This window comes from Oceanicella actignis (genome assembly GCF_900111545.1).
Lineage (GTDB): Bacteria > Pseudomonadota > Alphaproteobacteria > Rhodobacterales > Rhodobacteraceae > Oceanicella > Oceanicella actignis.
The window spans coordinates 116657-133413 of record NZ_FOHL01000005.1 but is presented as its reverse complement, the minus strand read 5'-3'; the positions used below and the strand labels follow the sequence as shown (position 1 = coordinate 133413).

17 protein-coding genes, 1 tRNA gene and 1 riboswitch are annotated in these 16757 nt (G+C 74.5%); of the genes, 6 read left to right on the top strand and 12 right to left on the bottom strand.

The genetic code is table 11. The features are described from left to right. The first annotated feature begins 12 nt into the window (after positions 1-12). Positions 13-1230 carry a class I SAM-dependent RNA methyltransferase gene (locus BMW67_RS09615; protein ID WP_072747435.1) on the top strand — a complete coding sequence of 406 codons (1218 nt, stop codon included), beginning with the start codon at positions 13-15 and terminating at the stop codon, positions 1228-1230. Positions 1231-1378: 148 nt separating this feature from the next. Here BMW67_RS09615 and BMW67_RS09610 read toward each other — a convergent pair whose 3' ends face one another. Further along, on the bottom strand, positions 1379-2101 hold the full coding sequence (locus BMW67_RS09610; RefSeq protein ID WP_072747316.1) for a haloacid dehalogenase type II: 723 nt from the start codon (positions 2099-2101) through the stop codon (positions 1379-1381). Continuing rightward, complete coding sequence (gene aroC / locus BMW67_RS09605) at positions 2098-3213, bottom strand: chorismate synthase (protein WP_072747315.1); 1116 nt, start codon at positions 3211-3213, stop codon at positions 2098-2100. Before aroC ends, BMW67_RS09610 begins: the two co-directional genes overlap by 4 nt. 105 nt (positions 3214-3318) lie before the next feature. Beyond that, positions 3319-3421: riboswitch (TPP riboswitch) on the top strand. A gap of 42 nt (positions 3422-3463) precedes the next feature. On the opposite strand from aroC, the gene thiB reads away from it, so the two are divergent. The 3 genes from thiB to BMW67_RS09590 are packed head-to-tail and all read left to right on the top strand — an operon-like array spanning position 3464 to position 6811. Beyond that, positions 3464-4465: a thiamine ABC transporter substrate binding subunit gene (gene thiB / locus BMW67_RS09600; protein ID WP_072747434.1), complete on the top strand. Its 1002-nt coding sequence runs from the start codon at positions 3464-3466 to the stop codon at positions 4463-4465. After that, entirely contained in the window at positions 4446-6122 is a 1677-nt protein-coding gene (locus BMW67_RS09595; RefSeq protein ID WP_072747314.1) for an ABC transporter permease family protein, read from the top strand. Before thiB ends, BMW67_RS09595 begins: the two co-directional genes overlap by 20 nt. Beyond that, positions 6119-6811, top strand: a complete 693-nt coding sequence (locus tag BMW67_RS09590) for a thiamine ABC transporter ATP-binding protein (RefSeq protein ID WP_072747433.1) — start codon at positions 6119-6121, stop codon at positions 6809-6811. Before BMW67_RS09595 ends, BMW67_RS09590 begins: the two co-directional genes overlap by 4 nt. Before the next feature lie 204 nt (positions 6812-7015). Here the strand turns inward: BMW67_RS09590 and BMW67_RS09585 are convergent, their stop codons facing one another. The 3 genes from BMW67_RS09585 to petA are packed head-to-tail and all read right to left on the bottom strand — an operon-like array spanning position 7016 to position 9742. Next, positions 7016-7834, bottom strand: a complete 819-nt coding sequence (locus tag BMW67_RS09585) for a cytochrome c1 (protein WP_072747313.1) — start codon at positions 7832-7834, stop codon at positions 7016-7018. Positions 7835-7857: 23 nt separating this feature from the next. Next, on the bottom strand, positions 7858-9159 hold the full coding sequence (locus BMW67_RS09580; protein WP_072747312.1) for a cytochrome b: 1302 nt from the start codon (positions 9157-9159) through the stop codon (positions 7858-7860). Between the two features lie 4 nt (positions 9160-9163). Then, positions 9164-9742 carry a ubiquinol-cytochrome c reductase iron-sulfur subunit gene (gene petA / locus BMW67_RS09575; RefSeq protein WP_072747311.1) on the bottom strand — a complete coding sequence of 193 codons (579 nt, stop codon included), beginning with the start codon at positions 9740-9742 and terminating at the stop codon, positions 9164-9166. 176 nt (positions 9743-9918) lie between these two features. On the opposite strand from petA, the gene BMW67_RS09570 reads away from it, so the two are divergent. Next, positions 9919-10398 carry a tRNA (cytidine(34)-2'-O)-methyltransferase gene (locus tag BMW67_RS09570; protein ID WP_245728503.1) on the top strand — a complete coding sequence of 160 codons (480 nt, stop codon included), beginning with the start codon at positions 9919-9921 and terminating at the stop codon, positions 10396-10398. 10 nt (positions 10399-10408) lie between these two features. Here the strand turns inward: BMW67_RS09570 and BMW67_RS09565 are convergent, their stop codons facing one another. The 5 genes from BMW67_RS09565 to BMW67_RS09545 form a co-directional block, all read right to left on the bottom strand. Next, positions 10409-10831, bottom strand: coding sequence for a nuclear transport factor 2 family protein (locus tag BMW67_RS09565; RefSeq protein WP_072747310.1), 423 nt, complete (start codon positions 10829-10831; stop codon positions 10409-10411). 124 nt (positions 10832-10955) lie between these two features. Beyond that, positions 10956-11612: a GntR family transcriptional regulator gene (locus BMW67_RS09560; RefSeq protein ID WP_072747309.1), complete on the bottom strand. Its 657-nt coding sequence runs from the start codon at positions 11610-11612 to the stop codon at positions 10956-10958. Between the two features lie 654 nt (positions 11613-12266). After that, complete coding sequence (gene parA, locus BMW67_RS09555) at positions 12267-12902, bottom strand: ParA family partition ATPase (RefSeq protein ID WP_072747308.1); 636 nt, start codon at positions 12900-12902, stop codon at positions 12267-12269. Next, positions 12899-13612, bottom strand: coding sequence for an alpha/beta hydrolase family protein (locus BMW67_RS09550; RefSeq protein WP_072747307.1), 714 nt, complete (start codon positions 13610-13612; stop codon positions 12899-12901). Before BMW67_RS09550 ends, parA begins: the two co-directional genes overlap by 4 nt. 1 nt (position 13613) lies before the next feature. Continuing rightward, the gene (locus BMW67_RS09545) at positions 13614-15182 is read right to left on the bottom strand and encodes a lytic murein transglycosylase (RefSeq protein WP_083581290.1); all 1569 of its coding nucleotides are present in this window, start codon (positions 15180-15182) and stop codon (positions 13614-13616) included. 122 nt (positions 15183-15304) lie between these two features. On the opposite strand from BMW67_RS09545, the gene BMW67_RS09540 reads away from it, so the two are divergent. Continuing rightward, positions 15305-15967 carry a nitroreductase gene (locus BMW67_RS09540; protein WP_072747306.1) on the top strand — a complete coding sequence of 221 codons (663 nt, stop codon included), beginning with the start codon at positions 15305-15307 and terminating at the stop codon, positions 15965-15967. Positions 15968-16319: 352 nt separating this feature from the next. On the opposite strand, the gene BMW67_RS09535 is transcribed toward BMW67_RS09540, so the two are convergent. Further along, positions 16320-16396 (bottom strand) — tRNA-Arg (locus BMW67_RS09535). 70 nt (positions 16397-16466) lie between these two features. Beyond that, positions 16467-16730 carry an accessory factor UbiK family protein gene (locus BMW67_RS09530; protein WP_072747305.1) on the bottom strand — a complete coding sequence of 88 codons (264 nt, stop codon included), beginning with the start codon at positions 16728-16730 and terminating at the stop codon, positions 16467-16469. Positions 16731-16757: the final 27 nt, after the last annotated feature.

The window sequence follows — 16757 nt, the reverse complement described above, 5'->3', positions numbered from 1 at the left end:
GAAGCCGAAGGGATGCTGGTCGCGCGGCTTGGCCATCGCGGCGACGGCGTGAACGCGGCGGGCGACGTGTTCGTGCCCGGCGCCCTGCCGGGCGAGCGCGTCGTCGGCGCGGTGATCGAGGGGCGCATGATCGCGCCGCGGATCGTCGCGCCCTCGCCCGACCGCGTCGCCCCGCCCTGCCCCCATGCGGGCGAATGCGGGGGCTGCGCGCTGCAGCACGCCGCGCCCGGCTTTCTGGCCGAGTGGAAGCGCGAGCGCGTGCGCGAGGCGCTGGCCGCGCGCGGCATCGGCGGCGTCGCGCTGCGCGAGACCATCGTCTCGCCGCCGCGCTCGCGCCGGCGCGCGACGCTGTCGGCGCGGCGCACGAAGAAGAGCGTCATGCTGGGCTTTCACGCCCGCGCCGAGGACCGCATCGTGCCCATCGAAACCTGCGAGCTGGCCGATCCGCGCATCGTCGCCGCGCTCGAGGGGCTGCGCGCGCTGGTCCCGCTGGTCGCCTCGCGCAAGGGCGAGGCGAAGCTGGCGGTCACGGTTTCGGATGCGGGGCTGGACGTGGATCTGCGCCAGGTCAAGCCGCTGGACGGGCCGCTGCGCGCGCGGCTGGCCGAGATCGCCGCGCGCGAGGGTTGGGCGCGGCTGAGCCACGAGGGCGAGGCGCTGTTCATGGCCCGCCCGCCGGCGCAGGATTTCGACGGCCTGCCGGTCCTGCCCCCGCCGGGGGGCTTTCTGCAGGCGACGCCGCAGGGCGAGGCGGCGCTGCGCGCGGCGGTGGACGAGGCCCTGGGCGAGGCGCGGCGCGTGGTCGATCTGTTCGCGGGGTGCGGCACCTTCGCCCTGCCCCTGTCGCGCCGGGCCGAGGTTCTGGCCGTGGAAAGCGACGCCGCCGCGCTGGCGGCGCTGGACGCGGCGTGGCGCGCGGCTGGCGGGGCGCTGCGGCGGCTGACGACGCAGGCGCGCGACCTGTTCCGCCGCCCCCTGACCCCCGAAGAGCTGCGCCGCTTCGACGCCGCCGTCATCGACCCGCCGCGCGCGGGCGCGAAGGCGCAGGCCCAGGCGCTGGCCGCCTCGGGTCTGCGGCGCGTCGCCATGGTCAGCTGCGATCCGGGCAGCTTCGCGCGCGACGCGCGCATCCTGATCGATGGCGGCTTCGCGCTCGAATGGGTGCAGCCGGTCGACCAGTTCCTGTGGTCGGGCCATGTCGAGCTGGCCGCCGCCTTCGCCCGCCGCTGACGCGCCCGCGCCGGGCCCCCCAGGTCCGTCGCGAATCGGTCCCCGGCGCACAGGTTTGGCGCGCCGCGAAACGCGCCGGCCTCGCGCGGGGCCGGCCGGTGAAGGCCGCGCGCTCTCGGGGCCATCGCGACGCCGGGCGGGCGCCGGCTCAGGGCCGCGGCGCGCCCAGCTGGTCGGCCAGATCGTGCAGGTCCCGGGCGATCCAGTCCCATTCCTGCTCGGGCTCGGGGGCGGGCCGGCCCGGGCCGTGCTCGAGCGGGCGGGCGATCCAGGCGGCGCGCAGCCCCGCCGCGCGCGCGGCCGCCAGGTCATGGTCGTGGCACGCGACCATGGCCGTTTCCTCGGGACGCAGCCGCAGCGCGGCGCAGGCGGCCAGATAGACCCCGGCGCGCGGCTTGTAATCGCGGGCCAGATCCGCGCCCAGGATGCAATCCCAGCGCAGCCCCGCATGACGCGCCAGCCGCGCCATCAGCCCCACCGATCCGTTCGAGCACGCCGCCGTCAGCGCGATGGCGCGCAGCCGCTCGAGCGCGCCGGGCGCGTCGGGCCAGGGGGGAAGACGCTCCCAGGCGCGGGCGAGGGCGTCGCGCTCGTCCTCGTCGAACAGCCCCTCGAAGCCCATGCGCGCCAGCGTCCGGTCCAGATTCTCGCGGTGCAGCTCGTCGAGCTGCGCATAGGGGCGCGCGCCCGAGCGCACCCGCTCCATGGCCGGCTGGTATTCGCCCCGCCAGGCGTCCGCGAAGGCATGCGCGTCCACCGCCGCGCCCCTGGCCGCGAAGGCCGCGGCCACGGCGCGCGCCACGCCGCCGCGCCAGTCCGTCAGCGTGCCGAACACGTCGAACAGCAGCGCCTTTGGGGCGGGCGCGCTCATGGCCCCACGCGTCCGCGCGTCTCGCCCACCGCGCCGCCGATCTGGCCGCGATGCAGCAGGATGTGGTCGAGCAGCACGCAGGCCATCATCGCCTCGCCCACCGGCACGGCGCGGATGCCCACGCACGGATCGTGCCGGCCCTTGGTGACGATGGTGGTCTCGGCGCCCGTCTTGTCGATGGTCGCGCGCGGGCGCAGGATGGACGAGGTCGGCTTGACCGCGAAGCGCACCACCACGTCCTGCCCGGTCGAGATGCCGCCCAGCACGCCCCCCGCATGGTTCGAGGAATAGCGCGGCCCGCCCTGGCCCATGAAGATCTCGTCGGCGTTCTCCTCGCCCGTCAGTTCGGCCGCGGCCATGCCGGCCCCGATCTCGACCCCCTTGACGGCGTTGATCGACATCATGGCCGCGGCCAGATCGGCGTCGAGCTTGCCGTAGATCGGCGCCCCGAGGCCCGCCGGCACGCCCGAGGCCGTGACCTCGACCACCGCGCCCACCGAGTTGCCCGACTTGCGCAGCGCGTCCAGATGCTCGGCCCAGGCGCGGGCGGCCTCGGCGTCGGGCGACCAGAAGGGATTGCGCGCAACCTCGGCCCAGTCGAAACGGGCGCGGTCGATGCGCAGCTTGCCCATCTGCACCATGCAGCCGCGGATGACGATGCCCGGCGCCAGCTCGGCCAGCGCCGCGCGCGCCACGCCCCCCGCCGCCACGCGCGCCGCCGTCTCGCGCGCGGACGAGCGCCCGCCGCCGCGATGGTCGCGGATGCCGTATTTCTGCCAATAGGCCAGGTCGGCATGGCCGGGGCGGAACTTGTCGGCGATCTCGGAATAGTCCTTCGAGCGCTGATCGGCGTTCTCGATCATCAGCTGGATGGGCGTACCGGTCGTGCGCCCCTCGAACACGCCCGACAGGATGCGCACGGCGTCGGGCTCGCGCCGCTGGGTGGTGAAGCGGTTCTGGCCCGGCTTGCGCTGATCGAGCCAGCGCTGGATGGCGGCCTCGTCCAGCGGAACGCCGGGGGGGCAGCCATCCACGACGGCGCCCAGCGCCGGGCCGTGGCTTTCGCCCCAGGTGGTGACGCGGAACATGCGTCCGAAGCTGTTGATCGACATGCGCGGTTCTCCTTCCCGCGTTCGTCTAGCGCGTCGGCGGCGGCGACGCCAAGCCCAAAGGCGCGCGACGCGCACTTGCATTCGGCGCGGCGCGCGCTACAGGATGGTGCGGCCTCGGGGCGCCTGCATCGCAGGCTGAGACGCGACATGCGGACCCGTTGAACCTGACCCGGATCATGCCGGCGTAGGAAAGGCGAAGGCGCTTGACCGGCGCACGCCTCCGCGCCCCTGGCAGCAAGGAGGACGAATGATGAAGCTTCCCCCCATCGCGGCCGCCGCCCTGGCCGCCGCGCTGAGCGCCGCGCCCCTGGCGGCGGAAGAGCGCCCGACGCTGACCGTCTACGCCTATGACAGCTTCGTGTCCGACTGGGGCCCCGGCCCGGCGGTCGAGAAGGCCTTCGAGGCCGAATGCGGCTGCGACCTGCGCTTCGTCGCGGCGGGCGACGGGGCGGCGCTGCTCGGGCGGCTCAAGCTCGAGGGCGCGCGCACCGAGGCGGATGTGGCGCTGGGGCTCGACACCAACCTGACGGCCGAGGCCGCCGAGAGCGGGCTGTTCGCCCCGCACGGCATCGCCGCCAAGGTCGATCTGCCCGGCGGCTGGGACGACCCGCTGTTCCTGCCCTACGACTACGGCTGGTTCGCCTTCGTCTACGACTCGACCCGCCTGCCCGAGCCGCCCGCCGATTTCGAGGCCCTGGCCAACGCCGAGAACCTGCGCATCGTGATCCAGGACCCGCGCAGCTCGACCCCCGGGCTGGGGCTGCTGATGTGGGTCAAGCACATCTATGGCGAGCGCGCCGGCGACTACTGGCGCCGCCTTGCGCCGCGCATCGTCACGGTGACCAAGGGCTGGTCCGAGGCCTATGGCATGTTCCTCGAGGGCGAGGCCGACATGGCGCTGTCCTACACCACCTCGCCCGCCTATCACCTGATCGCCGAGGGCGACGCCTCGAAGAAGGCCGCCATCTTCCCCGAGGGCCACTACATGCAGGTCGAGGTCGCCGGCAAGCTGGCCGCCAGCGACCAGCCCGAGCTGGCCGACCGCTTCCTGCGCTTCATGCTGTCGGACAAGTTCCAGAGCATCATTCCCACGACCAACTGGATGTATCCCGTGGCCGCTCCGGCGCAGGGGCTGCCCGAGGGTTTCGAGACGCTGCCGCGCCCGGCGCGCTCGCTGCTCTTCCCGCCCGAGCAGGCGCGCGCGCTGCGCGACGCGGCGGTGGACGAATGGCTTGACGCGCTTTCGCGCTGACGCCGCGGCGGCGCTGGCGGGGGGGCTGGCGAGCTGGGCGGCGCTGGCGGCGGTGCTGGCGCTGTCCTTCGGCTCGGCCGGCATGGCGTTGCTGCATGGCTGGGGCGCGCTTGACGGCGGCGCCCCGGCCTGGCGCGCCTCGGACACGCGGGCGCTGGAATTCACGCTGCGCCAGGCGGCGCTGTCGGCGCTGATCTCGACGGCGGCGGCGGTTCCGCTGGCGCGGGCGCTGGCGCGGCGGCGCTTCTGGGGGCGGGACGCGGCGATCGCGCTTCTGGGCGCGCCCTTCCTGCTGCCGACCATCGTCGCCATTCTGGGCGTGGTGGCGGTGTGGGGGCGCTCGGGCCTGGTCGCCGACGCGGCGGCGGCGCTGGGTCTGCCGAGGCCCGACATCTACGGCCTGCCGGGCGTGCTGCTGGCGCATGTGTTCTTCAACCTGCCGCTGGCGACGCGCATCTTCCTTCAGGGCTACGCCGCCATCCCGGCCGAGCGCTGGCGCCTGGCCGAACAGCTGGGGCTCGAGGGCCGCGCCCTGTTCGCGCGCATGGACTGGCCGATGCTGCGCGAGAGCGCGCCGGGCGCCTTCGCGCTGATCTTCCTGGTCTGCGTGACCAGCTTCGCCGTGGCGCTGGCGCTGGGGGGCGGGCCGCGCGCGACCACGCTCGAGCTGGCGATCTACCAGGCGCTGCGCTTCGACTTCGACCTGGCGCGCGCGGCGCTGCTGGCGCTGGCGCAGCTGGGGCTGTGCATGGCGCTGGCGGCCCTGACGCTGGCGCTGTCGCGCGCGCGCCCGCCCGAGCCGGGATTGCGCGCCCGGATCGTCCGCCGCGACGGGCGCGGGCGGGCGGCGCGGGCGACGGACGCGGCGGCGCTGATCGCGGCGGGGCTGTTTCTGGGGCTGCCGCTGGGCGCGGCGCTGGCGCGCGGCGCGGCGGGACTGGCGGCGCTGCCGGCGCAGGCCTGGCCGGCGGCGGGGCGCTCGCTGATGGTGGCGCTGGGCTCGGCGACGCTGTGCATGGCGCTGGCGCTGGGGCTGGCGACGCTGGCGCTGCGGCTCGAGCGGCGGCCATGGGCGGCGCGCGCGGTCGAGGCGGCGGGCCTGTCGGCCCTGGCCGCGCCGCCCTTCGTCATGGGCATGGGCCTGTTCCTGGCGCTGCGCCCGCTGACGGACCCCTTCGCGCTGGCGCTGCCGATCACGGCGGCCATCAACGCGGCGATGGCCCTGCCCTTCGCCCTCGGCCTGATCCTGCCGGCCCTGCGGCGCGCGCGCGCCGAATACGGCCCGCTGGCCGATCAGCTGGGCCTGCGCGGGCTGGCGCGGCTGCGGGCGGCGACATGGCCCGCCCTGCGCCGGCCGCTGGGGTTGGCGGCCGGTCTGGCGGCGGCGCTGGCGGCGGGGGATCTGGGGGTGATCGCGCTGTTCGCGCCGGCCGACGGGCCGACCCTGCCGCTGCTGGTTCAGCGGCTGATGGCCGGCTACCGCTGGGATGCGGCGGCCGGAGCCTCGCTGCTGCTTCTGGCGCTCAGCTTCGGGCTGTTCCTGGCCTTCGACCTGGCCGCGCGCAGCCTGTCGCCGCGCGCGGCCCGAAGGCGCGGGCGCGGACGGGGACTCGGATGGAGACCCGGATGGCGTCTTGGGCGGGGGCGGCGGCCATGATCGCGCTCGAGGACATCCGCCTGCGCCAGGGGGATTTTCGGCTCGAAGGCGCGCTGGAGGTGCCGGCCGGCGCCTTGTGCGCGCTGATCGGCCCCTCGGGCGGGGGCAAGTCGACCATCCTCAACGTCATCGCCGGCTTTGCGCCCGCCGAGGGGCGCGTGCGCGTGGCCGGGCGCGACGTCAGCCGCCTGCCGCCGGCCGAGCGCCCCGTCTCGATGCTGTTTCAGGAGCACAACCTGTTCCCCGAGCTGACCGCCCGCGCCAATGTCGCGCTCGGGGCGAGCCTGGCGCTGCGGCCGCCGCCCGAGGCGCTGGCGCGCGCGGACGCGGCGCTGGCGGCGGTCGGCCTCGAGGGTCTGGGCGAGCGGCTGCCCGCCGAGCTGTCGGGCGGCCAGCGCCAGCGCGTGGCGCTGGCCCGCGCGCTGCTGCGCGACCGGCCGGCCCTGCTGCTGGACGAGCCCTTCGCCGCGCTTGGCCCCGGCATGCGGCGCGAGATGCTGGGCCTGGTCGAAGAGCTGCGCCGGCGCCGCGGGCTGACCGTGATCCTGGTCACGCACGACCCCGAGGAGGCGCGCCGCGCCGATCTGGCCGCCGTCGCCGCCGAGGGCCGCTTCGGCCCCGCCATGCCCGCCGAGGCGCTGTTCCGCGCGCCTCCGCCCGCCCTGCGCGCCTGGCTTGGCGAGGACTGAGCGCCCGTCCCCCAAGCCCGCTCGCCCCGCGCCTTTTCCGCTTGCCCCCTTCGTCGCCCCCCTCCGCCGCCGTCGCGCCCCTGGCGGGGCCGCGCACGCCGGCGCGCTTCGGCGACAAGGGCCTCGGGCCGTGCGCCGGGACGAACGAAAACCCCGCCGGGAGGGCCCGGCGGGGTTTGGCTTCGGCCTCGGGGCGCCGCGTCGTCAGGCGACGCCGCCGCCCTTCTTGACCTTGGACCAGAGCTTCTTGTTGGTCAGGTAAAGCAGCACCGCCAGCACCACCACGAAGGCGAAGTTGCGCGCGCCGGCCTGCTTGCGCTCGACCATCTTGGGCTCGGCCGCCCACATGAGGAAGGCGGCCACGTCCTTGGCCATCTGCTCCTTGGTGGCGGGGGTGCCGTCGGCATATTCGACCCGGCCGTCCTCGAGCGGCGGCGCCATCGAGATCCAGCCGCCCGGGAAGGCGTGGTTCTCGTAAAGGGTCGAGCCGGCGACGGTCTTTTCCTCGCCCGTGTAACCAATCAGCAGCGAGTAGATGTATTCCGGACCGCCCATGCCCTTGACGATCTGGTTGATGCCCAGCCCCGCCGGGCCGTGAAAGCCCGCGCGCGCCTTGGCCATCAGGCTCAGATCGGGCGCCCCGGCCGAGGTGTTGGCCGGGAAATGGTCGAAGGGCTTGCCCGGGCGGGTGTCGCCGGGCTCGCCTTCGGGGTCGGGCACCTCGTACATCGCGGCGAAGGCCTTGACCTGCTCTTCGTCATAGCCGGGGCCGGTCTCGTCGCCCAGAGTGCGGAAAGCGACGAACTTGAGCCCATGACAGGCCGAGCAGACCTCGTTGTAGACCTGCAGGCCGCGCTGAAGCTGGGCCTTGTCGAAGACGCCGAACGGTCCCTCGAACGAGAACGACACGTCCTCGACATGGCCGCCGCCTCCGGCCGCCGCGGCCGGCGAGACCGGCGCCGCGACGGCGGCGAGCACGAGCGCGAGCGCGAGCGAGGCGGGCAGGATGTTCCTGATGCGCATCTTTTCTTCTCCTTCTCGCCGGGTCACTCGGCCGGGGTGGCGGCCGCGCCGGTCTTCTTCGCGATGTGCGCGTTGAAGTCCTCTTCGACCGTGGCGGGCTGCGGCAGGGGCTTCTCGACCAGGCCCAGCACCGGCAGGATCACCAGGAAGTAGGCGAACCAGTAGATCGTGCCCAGCAGCGAAATGGTCGGCACCAGCCCCTCGGGCGCCTGCGCGCCGCACCACATCAGCACCAGGAAGTCCACGACCAGCAGCCAGAACCACCACTTGAACTGCGGCCGGTAGCGCCCCGAGCGCACGCGCGAGGTGTCGAGCCACGGCGCCAGCGCCATGACCAAGATCGCGCCGAACATGGCCAGCACGCCGCCCAGCTTCGAGTCGATGAACAGGATGTCGAAGGTGATGGCGCGCAGGATCGCGTAGAAGGGCAGGAAATACCATTCGGGCACGATGTGCGCGGGCGTGGCCAGCGGGTTGGCCTCGATGTAGTTGTCGGGGTGGCCCAGATAGTTGGGCATGAAGAAGACCAGCGCGACGAACAGCAGCAGCACCACCGCCAGCGCGAACAGGTCCTTGATGACGTAGTAGGGCCAGAAGGGCACGGTGTCGCGCTTGGCCTCTTCGAGCGAGCCGCGGCGCACTTCGACGCCCGTCGGGTTGTTGTTGCCCGTGTGGTGGAAGGCCCAGATGTGCACCACCACCAGCGCCGCGATGACGAAGGGCAGCAGATAGTGCAGCGAGAAGAAGCGGTTCAGCGTCGGGTTGTCGACCGAGAAGCCGCCCCACAGCCAGGTGACGATCGGATCGCCCACCAGCGGCAGCGCCGAGAACAGGTTGGTGATCACCGTCGCGCCCCAGAACGACATCTGCCCCCAGGGCAGCACGTAGCCCATGAAGGCCGTGGCCATCATCGCCAGGTAGATGAGAATGCCGATGATCCACGTCACCTCGCGCGGCGCCTTGTAGGAGCCGTAGTAGAGGCTACGGAAGATGTGTGCATAGACCGCGATGAAGAACAGCGAGGCGCCGTTCGCATGCGCATAGCGCAGCAGCCAGCCGCCGTTGACGTCGCGCATGATGTGCTCGACCGAGGCGAAGGCCAGGTCCACATGCGGCGTGTAGTGCATGACCAGCGCGACGCCGGTGGCGATCTGCAGCACGAGGCAGAAGGCCAGCACGATGCCCCAGATCCACATCCAGTTGAGGTTCTTGGGCGTCGGGATCATCAGGGTGTCATAGGCCAGCGCCACGATGGGCAGGCGGGCGTGCAGCCACTTTTCGAAGCCGGTCTTCGGCTCGTAGGGCTCGTGAGGAATGCCGCTCATGACCTTACCCCTTGTATTCGTTGATGAGCTTGATCGTCGAGCCGTCGAAGGCCAGCTCGGGCACCGGCAGGTTCGTCGGCGCGGGGCCCTTGCGGATGCGCCCGGCCGTGTCGTAGTGCGAGCCGTGGCACGGGCAGAACCAGCCCCCGAAATCGCCGGCGCCGTCGCCCAGCGGCACGCAGCCCAGATGCGTGCACACGCCCATCATCGCCAGCCACTCGCCGCTCTCGTCCAGGGCGCGGTTCTCGTCCGTCGCCGGGGCGTCGGCGGGCGCGTTGGCGTTGCGGGCGATCGGGTCCTTGAGGTCCGAGAGCGGCGTGTTGCGCGCGGCTTCGATCTCGGCCTCGGTGCGGCGGCGCACGAAGACCGGCTTGCCGCGCCACTTGACGGTCAGCTGGGTGCCGGGCTCGACGCCGCTCACGTCAACCTCGAGCGTCGCCAGCGCGAGCACGTCCGCGCTGGGGTTCATCTGGTCGATCAGAGGCCACACGGCGGCGCCGGCGGCGACGGCGCCCATGGCGCCGGTCGCGATGTAGAGAAAATCGCGACGGGTCGGTTCTTCGTCCGTAGCTGAGTGGGACACGCCTCATTCCCCCTTGCGTCCGCCCCTCGGGGCGCTCGAAAACGTCACGGGCCCGCTGCGCCGCCATGGCCGCGGACCGGATGCACACGCGCGCTCTTAGCGCGCCGCGCCGCGCCGGTCCAGCGGTCAGTGCGACGCAGCGGCCCGAGGCCGGTCATTTCAAAGGGAAACCGCCCATGAACGCGGCGCGAATCACGCCCCCGCCCCTGCACCTTGCGGCCTTCCAGCCGGACATGGCGCACAACCTGGGCGCCATGATTCGCCTGGCGGCCTGCTTCGGCACGCCCCTCCACGTCATCGAGCCCTGCGGGTTTCCCTTCTCGGTCAAGGCGGTGCGCCAGCGCGCGCTGGACTATGCCGACATCGCCGACATCCGCCGCTGGGACGGCTGGCGCGCCTTCGCCGCCGATCGCCCCGGCGGGCGGCTGGTGCTGCTGACCACCCGGGGCGCGCAGCCGCTCTGGAGCCACCGTTTCGCGCCGGGCGACGTGCTGATCGTGGGGCGCGAAAGCGCCGGCGCCCCGCCCGAGCTGCACGAGGCGGCGGATGCGCGGCTCTTCATCCCGATGCCGGGCGGCGGGCGCTCGCTCAACGTGGCCATGGCCGCGGGCATCGCGCTGGCCGAGGGCGCGCGCCAGCTGTCCCGCGCGCCCTGAGCGCGGCGCCTCAGGCGGGCTTGAGCCCGGCGAAGCGCGGGTCCTGCGCGACGCGGGCGTTCATGGCCTCGCGCAGCGCGGCGACGGTCTTGAGCGGGCGCATGACCACTTCGAAGCGCGCGATGCGCCCCTCGTCGTCCAGCGTCAGCAGGTCCACGCCCACGGCGTCGAACTCGCCGACCTTGCACTGGAACTCCAGCGCCCAGTCGCGGCCCGCGCCCATCACGCGCCGGTAGCGGAAGTCCGAGAACACCTGCATCACATGGCTCAGCACCAGCGCGACCGCCTGCCTGCCGCGCCATTCGGCCCAGTAGGTGGGCGGCAGGAACACGACGTCCTCGGCCAGGATCTCGGGGATCCGGGCGGGATCCTTGGCGGCAAGGATGTCCAGCGCCGCGGCGATGGTGGGATGGTCTGCGGTCGGCTTGCTCATGCGCCGAGATTGGCGCGGACGCGCCGCGCGCGCAAGCGCGACGCGACGGCGCCGGGCGGGGGCGCCCGGCGGGGGCGCCCGGCGGGCCGACCGGGGGGCGACCAGGGGGGCGCCTGCGGGCGCGTCAGGACATGGCCTCGAGCCGCAGCCGCGTGGCGTAGGCGTTCGAGACGTGGCGGCGCGCGGCGGCCTCGGCGGCGTCCTCGTCGCGGGCCTCGATGGCGCGCACGATGGCGTCGTGCTCGGCCACCGTCTCGGCGCCGCGGCCCGGATCGGACAGCGACACGCGCGTCAGCAGCGCCATCGAGCGCCGCATCCCCTCGAGCATGGCGTTCAGATAGCGGTTGTGCGAGGCGCGATGCATCTGGCGGTGAAAACGCCGGTTGTTGTCGCGCAGCGCCGCAGGGTCGCCGATCATGCCGCGGCTCTGCTCGACCAGGTCGCGCAGGATCGCCATCTCTTCGGGCGCGGCGTGGCGCGCGGCCAGGCGCGCGGCCAGGCCCTCGACGGTGGCGCGCACCTCGTAAAGCTCGCCCAGCTGGTCGTGGTCCAGCGACGCCACCACCATGCCCCGCCGCCCGTCATGCGCCACCAGGCCCTGCATCTCGAGCCGGCCCAGCGCCTCGCGGATGGGCGTGCGCGAGACGCCGAAGCGCTCGGCCAGCTCGGTCTCGACCAGCCGCGCGCCGGGCGCGTAGTCGCCCCGGTCTATGGCGTCGAGGATCAGGCTGTAGGCGTCGGCGCCCGGCTCTCGCGGGGCGGCCTTTCGCGGCTCGTCCATGGCGGGTCCTCCGTTTCGGGCCGTCGGGCTGCGCGCGCGGTCCGCGGCGCGTCGGATCAAGGGGGCGCAGAGGGCGCGGGCGGCAATCTCGCCCGCCCCCGCGCCCAAGGCAAGAGCGCCAGGGCCGGACGCCGCCGCCCCGGCGCGGGCGCGCGGCGCGAGGAGCGGGCGCGGGGCGGCGCATCGGATCGGCGCGTCGGATCGACGCTTCGGGCCGCGCCCCGGACCGCACGGGCGGGCCGGCGCGCATGCGCGGCGGCCAGGGCAAGGCGCGGCCCGAACGTTGCGCCGCGTGCGGGCGCCGCCAAAACGGCCTGCCCCGCGACCGGGACGGTTGCGCCGCGCCCGGGCGACGCCGAAAGGGCCGCCGGCGCCGGCCAAGGCGAGGCGCGGGCCCGACCTTGCGCCCCATGCGGGACGACGCCGACGCGACCGGCCCCGCGGCGCGCTCCCGGCGCGCGGGCTGGGCGGCGTCGGCCGAAGGGCGGCGGGGGCGCCGCCATCGGCGGCCCGCGCCCGGCGCCGATCGCACGGCGATTCGCACGGCGATCGCGCGCCGCGCCCGGGCGAGGCGGAACGGCGGCGGCCGCGCCCCCGCCGCGCGACCGCGCCCAGGGCCGCGGGCTGGCGTCGAACAGGCTTGCGTCGGAGCGATCAGGGCCGGGCGTTCAGCAGCGCCTCGATCTCGGCTTCGAGCGCGGCCAGCTCCTCGGCCGCCTTCGCCCGCGGCGCGGTCTCGAACGCCGCGCGCCCGCGCGCGAAGGCCGCGGCGAAGGCCACGCGGTTGCCCAGCCGCGCGGCCAGCGGGGGCGCGCCCATCTCGGCCAGGGCGGCGGCGGCCTCTTCGACCGCGCCGCCGCGCGGGGGCACGCGGTTGAGCACGGCGCGCACGCGCGCGCCCTCGTCCGCGCACATGCGCACCGTCCGCTCCAGCGCCCAGATGTCGGGCGCCGAGGGCTGCACCGGCGTCAGCACCAGGTCGGCCGCCCGCGCCGCGGCGCGCAGCAGCGGCTCGGCCGCGCCGGGGCAGTCGGCCAGCACCCGGTCGGCGGCGCGCCGCGCGCGGTCGATGTCCACGCCCGCGCGCCAATCCTTCGACTCGATCGCGGTCAGCGCCGGATCGCCGCGCAGCTCGGCCCAGCGCGTGAGCGAACGCTGCGGGTCGAGGTCGATCAGCGCCACCCGCAGGCCGCGCCGCGTCCACAGCGCCGCCAGCTGCGCGGCGATCGTCGTCTTGCCGCTGCCGCCCTTCTGCTGGGCCAGCGTCACCACCCTGGCCGCGCCGCTCATGCCGCCGCCTCGCGTTCCAGAAGATCGGCCACGGCCTGCGGCGCCGTGACCATCGCGTCGTGCCCCGCCGCCAGGGTCTGAATCGGCCAGCCGGCCTCGCGCGCGCGCGCCGCCGCCCAGCGCAAGGGCGCGTAATCGGGCGCGACGCAATGCACATAGACCTTCGCGAACTCCGCCCCCGGCGGCCGCCCAAGCCGCGCCGCGGTCCGGTAGGTGGCCAGCGGATGGGGCGTGAGGCGCTCGGCCAGCCACGCGGCCTGGGCGGGATCGCCGACGCCGAAGCTTTCGGGCGCGGGCGGCGGGATCGACACGCCGCCGTCATGCGCATGGGCCAGCGCCTCGCGCGTGGCGCGGGTGGCGGGGGGGAAGACGTCGAACGGCGTCTCGTCGCCCTCGAGCAGCATGGCGTCCAGATAGACCAGCCGCGCGACGCGCTCGGGCGCAAGCTCGGCCGCCTTCGAGATCGGCGCCCCGGCGAAGGAGTGCCCGACCAGCACCGCCTCGCGCGCATCCTCGTAGCGCAGATGGTTGAGCACGTCGGCGCAGAAGGTCTGCATCTCGACCCTGGGGCTCAGCAGATGGCGCCGCTCGCCCAGGCCCGTCAGCGTCGGGGCCGAGACCTCGTGCCCGCGCGCGCGCAGGATCTCGGCCACGAAGCGCCAGCACCATGCGCCGTGAAAGGCGCCGTGAACGAGGACGAAGCGCGCCATCTCAGCCCCCCGCCGCGCGGCGCGCGGCGTCGAGAACGGGCTTCGACTCGACGCCGTCGGGAACCATGCCGCTGCGCTTCTGGAACGCGCGGATCGCGGCGCGCGAGTTGGGGCCGATGATGCCGTCGGCGCCGCCCGTGTCGTGCCCCATGCGCGTGAGCAGGGTCTGAAGCTCGACCTTCTCGGCGCGCGAAAGGGGCGTCTGCCCGCGCGGCCAGTCGGCGCTGAGCGGCCCCGCCCCCATGATCCGGTCGCCCAGCAGCCCCGCCGCCAGCGCGTAGGAGGTGGCGTTGTTGTAGCGCTTGAACACGCGGAAGTTCGCATAGGTCAGGAAGGCCGGCCCCTGCGCCCCGGCGGGCAGGACGACCGCGCCCTCGTCCTCGTCCGGCAGCGGGCCGCCATCGGCGCGCGTCAGGCCCAGCGCGCGCCAGAAGGCGGCGGGGCGGCGCACGCGCTCGTCGGCCAGGGCGTAGTCGAAACCGGCGGGCAGGCGCACCTCGATCCCCCAGGGCGCGCCCTTGCGCCAGCCGAAGCGCGCCAGATAGGCGGCGGTCGAGGCGAGGGCGTCGGCGGCGTCGGCGCTCCAGACGTCGCGGCGCCCGTCGCCGTCGAAATCGACCGCGTAGTCGAGGAACGAGGTGGGGATGAACTGCGTGTGCCCCATCGCGCCGGCCCAGCTGCCCAGCATGCGCTCGGGCGCGACGTCGCCGTTCTGGATGATGCGCAGCGCCGCGATCAGCTGCGCTTCGGCGAAGCCGCGCCGGCGCCCGTGCCAGGCCAGCGTGGCCAGGCTCTCGATCACGGGGATGTCGCCGTAGTTGACGCCGAAGGCGCTCTCCAGCCCCCAGATCGCCAGAACGTATTGCCGATCGACGCCGAAGCGCGCCTCGATCCGGTCCAGCAGCGCGCGCTTGGCCGCCAGCTCGGCGCGGCCGCGCTCGACGCGCGAGGGCGAGACGGCGCGGTCCAGATACTCCCAGATCGGGCGGACGAATTCGGGCTGGTAGGCGTCCAGCTCGAGCACGCGGGCGTTGACCCCGACGCCGGCGAAGGCGCGGTCGAAGACCTCGGGGCGGATGCCCGCCGCCAGCGCGCGCGCGCGAAAGCCGTCGCGCCAAGCCAGGAATTCGGGCGGGGTCCGCTCGGCCGGCGCCGGCGCGCGCGCCGCTTGGGCCGCGGCGGGGGCGGGGGCGGCGGCCGGCGCAGGACGGGGCGCGGGCGCAAGCGCGGCAACGGGCGCGGCGCCGCCCTGCGCGGCGGGCGCGCCTTCGGGGCGCGGCGCCGGGGCGGGCGCGGTCAGGACATCGGCCGGATGCGGCGCGGGGGCGGCCTGAGCCTTGGCCGCGGCATCGTCCGCGGCCGTTTCGCCCGCTTGGGGCCCGGTGGCGGGCGCCTCGGCTGCGATCGGCGTCGGCGCGGCTTCGCTCCGGGCGGCGGCGCGCGCTTCGGGCGCGGCCGGGTCCGGCGACGGGGGCTGCTGCGCGGCTGCGCCATGCGCCGAGGCGGCCAGCGCGCAGCCCAGCGCCTGGCCGAGCGCGCGGCGCCCCGGTCGGCGAATCGGGGTGGTCATGTCGTGCGGGGCTCCATCTTGCCTGTCGTTCCTGCTTCGGCCTTGCCAGCCTATCTTGCGCCGGGCCGCGAAGAAAGGCGAGGCTGCGGCGCCGCAGAGTCGAACCCCAACGGAGGCCCCGCATGAACGTCAGCGAAGCCGTCGCGCGCCGCATCTCGGTCCGCGCCTTCCTGCCCGACCCCGTCCCGCGCGCGCTGATCGCCGAGGTGCTCGAGAAGGCCGCCCGCGCGCCCTCGGGCGGCAACCTGCAGCCCTGGCTGGTCACGGTTCTGGAGGGTCAGTCCATGGCGCGCTTTCGCGAGACCATGCGCGCGCGCCTGGCGCAGGGCGGGCCGGACCCGCTCGAATACCCGATCTATCCCGAGAAGCTGCACGAGCCCTACCGCACCCGCCGCCACCGCGTAGGCGAGCAGATGTATTCCCTTCTGGGCATCCCGCGCGAGGATCGCGCCGCCCGGCTGCGCCGCCTCGAGGCCAATTACGACTTCTTCGGCGCCCCGGCGGGCCTGTTCGTGCATGTGGACCGGCGCATGGGCGCCGCCCAATGGGCCGATCTGGGGATGTTCCTGCAAACGGTCATGCTGCTGTTCGTCGAGGCGGGCTACGACACCTGCGCGCAAGAGGCCTGGGCCTGGCATCACCGCACCGTGGACGCCTTCGTCGGCGCCGATCCGGCGACGATGCTGTTCTGCGGCATGGCGATCGGCAAGCGCGACCCGGACGCGCCGGTCAACCGCCTGCGCGCCGAGCGCGCGCCGCTGGAGGAGTTCGCGCGGTTTCTCTGACGCTTCGCCGCCCGACGCTTCGCCGCCCGACGCTTCTCCGCCCGACGCTTCTCCGCCCGACGCTTCTCCGCGCCCGGCGGCCCGAGGGGGCGGCGAACGGCCGGCCCCGGCCACGGCGCGCCCCAAGCCTTGCATGCCACGGCCCCGGCGGCCGGAACGCGGCGATACCATGAATCGCCAAGAGCGCAGCGCGTCCCGCGGCCGGGCCCGCCCGCGCCACCGCCGCCGCGAAAACGGCGGCGCGCCCCGCGCCCATGCCTCGTCCATCGGATGGCTGCCGGCGGCGGGCATCCCGCGCAACGCGGCGATCTTCGCCCCGACCCGCCTGTCTTGCCAAGGCCGCCGGTCGGGCTGGCGACCCCGGCAGGACTTGAACCTGCAACCTATCCCTTAGGAGGGGATTGCTCTATCCAGTTGAGCTACGGGGTCCGCGCGAGGGGCGTTGTATCCCTCGCGGCGCGGCGGATCAATCGCGCATTCGCGCGGCCCCCCTCGGCCCTCAATCCTCGGGCTCGATGCCGTCCATGCGCGCCTCGAGCGCGGCGACCCGCGCGGCCAGCGCCTCGTTCTCCTCGCGCGCCTTCGCGGCCATCTCGCGCACGGCCTCGAACTCTTCGCGCGTGACGAAGTTGTTGTCCGCCAGCCACCGCTCGAGCAGGCTTTTCATCGCCGTCTCGGCCTCCTGCCGGGCGCCCTGCGCCACGCCGGCGGCGCTGGTCATCAGCTTGGCCAGATCGTCGAAGAATCGGTTCGTGGTGGTCATCGCGGCGCCTCCTTGGGTTTCGACGCC

Coding starts and splice junctions, on each gene's coding strand:
- BMW67_RS09615 (WP_072747435.1), top strand. CDS start 13: ATGCTGGTCGCGCGGCTTGGCCATCGCGGCGACGGCGTGAACGCGGCG.
- BMW67_RS09610 (WP_072747316.1), bottom strand. CDS start 2,101: ATGAGCGCGCCCGCCCCAAAGGCGCTGCTGTTCGACGTGTTCGGCACG.
- aroC (WP_072747315.1), bottom strand. CDS start 3,213: ATGTCGATCAACAGCTTCGGACGCATGTTCCGCGTCACCACCTGGGGC.
- thiB (WP_072747434.1), top strand. CDS start 3,464: ATGAAGCTTCCCCCCATCGCGGCCGCCGCCCTGGCCGCCGCGCTGAGC.
- BMW67_RS09590 (WP_072747433.1), top strand. CDS start 6,119: ATGATCGCGCTCGAGGACATCCGCCTGCGCCAGGGGGATTTTCGGCTC.
- BMW67_RS09585 (WP_072747313.1), bottom strand. CDS start 7,834: ATGCGCATCAGGAACATCCTGCCCGCCTCGCTCGCGCTCGCGCTCGTG.
- BMW67_RS09580 (WP_072747312.1), bottom strand. CDS start 9,159: ATGAGCGGCATTCCTCACGAGCCCTACGAGCCGAAGACCGGCTTCGAA.
- BMW67_RS09570 (WP_245728503.1), top strand. CDS start 9,919: ATGAACGCGGCGCGAATCACGCCCCCGCCCCTGCACCTTGCGGCCTTC.
- BMW67_RS09565 (WP_072747310.1), bottom strand. CDS start 10,831: ATGAGCAAGCCGACCGCAGACCATCCCACCATCGCCGCGGCGCTGGAC.
- BMW67_RS09560 (WP_072747309.1), bottom strand. CDS start 11,612: ATGGACGAGCCGCGAAAGGCCGCCCCGCGAGAGCCGGGCGCCGACGCC.
- parA (WP_072747308.1), bottom strand. CDS start 12,902: ATGAGCGGCGCGGCCAGGGTGGTGACGCTGGCCCAGCAGAAGGGCGGC.
- BMW67_RS09550 (WP_072747307.1), bottom strand. CDS start 13,612: ATGGCGCGCTTCGTCCTCGTTCACGGCGCCTTTCACGGCGCATGGTGC.
- BMW67_RS09545 (WP_083581290.1), bottom strand. CDS start 15,182: ATGACCACCCCGATTCGCCGACCGGGGCGCCGCGCGCTCGGCCAGGCG.
- BMW67_RS09540 (WP_072747306.1), top strand. CDS start 15,305: ATGAACGTCAGCGAAGCCGTCGCGCGCCGCATCTCGGTCCGCGCCTTC.
- BMW67_RS09530 (WP_072747305.1), bottom strand. CDS start 16,730: ATGACCACCACGAACCGATTCTTCGACGATCTGGCCAAGCTGATGACC.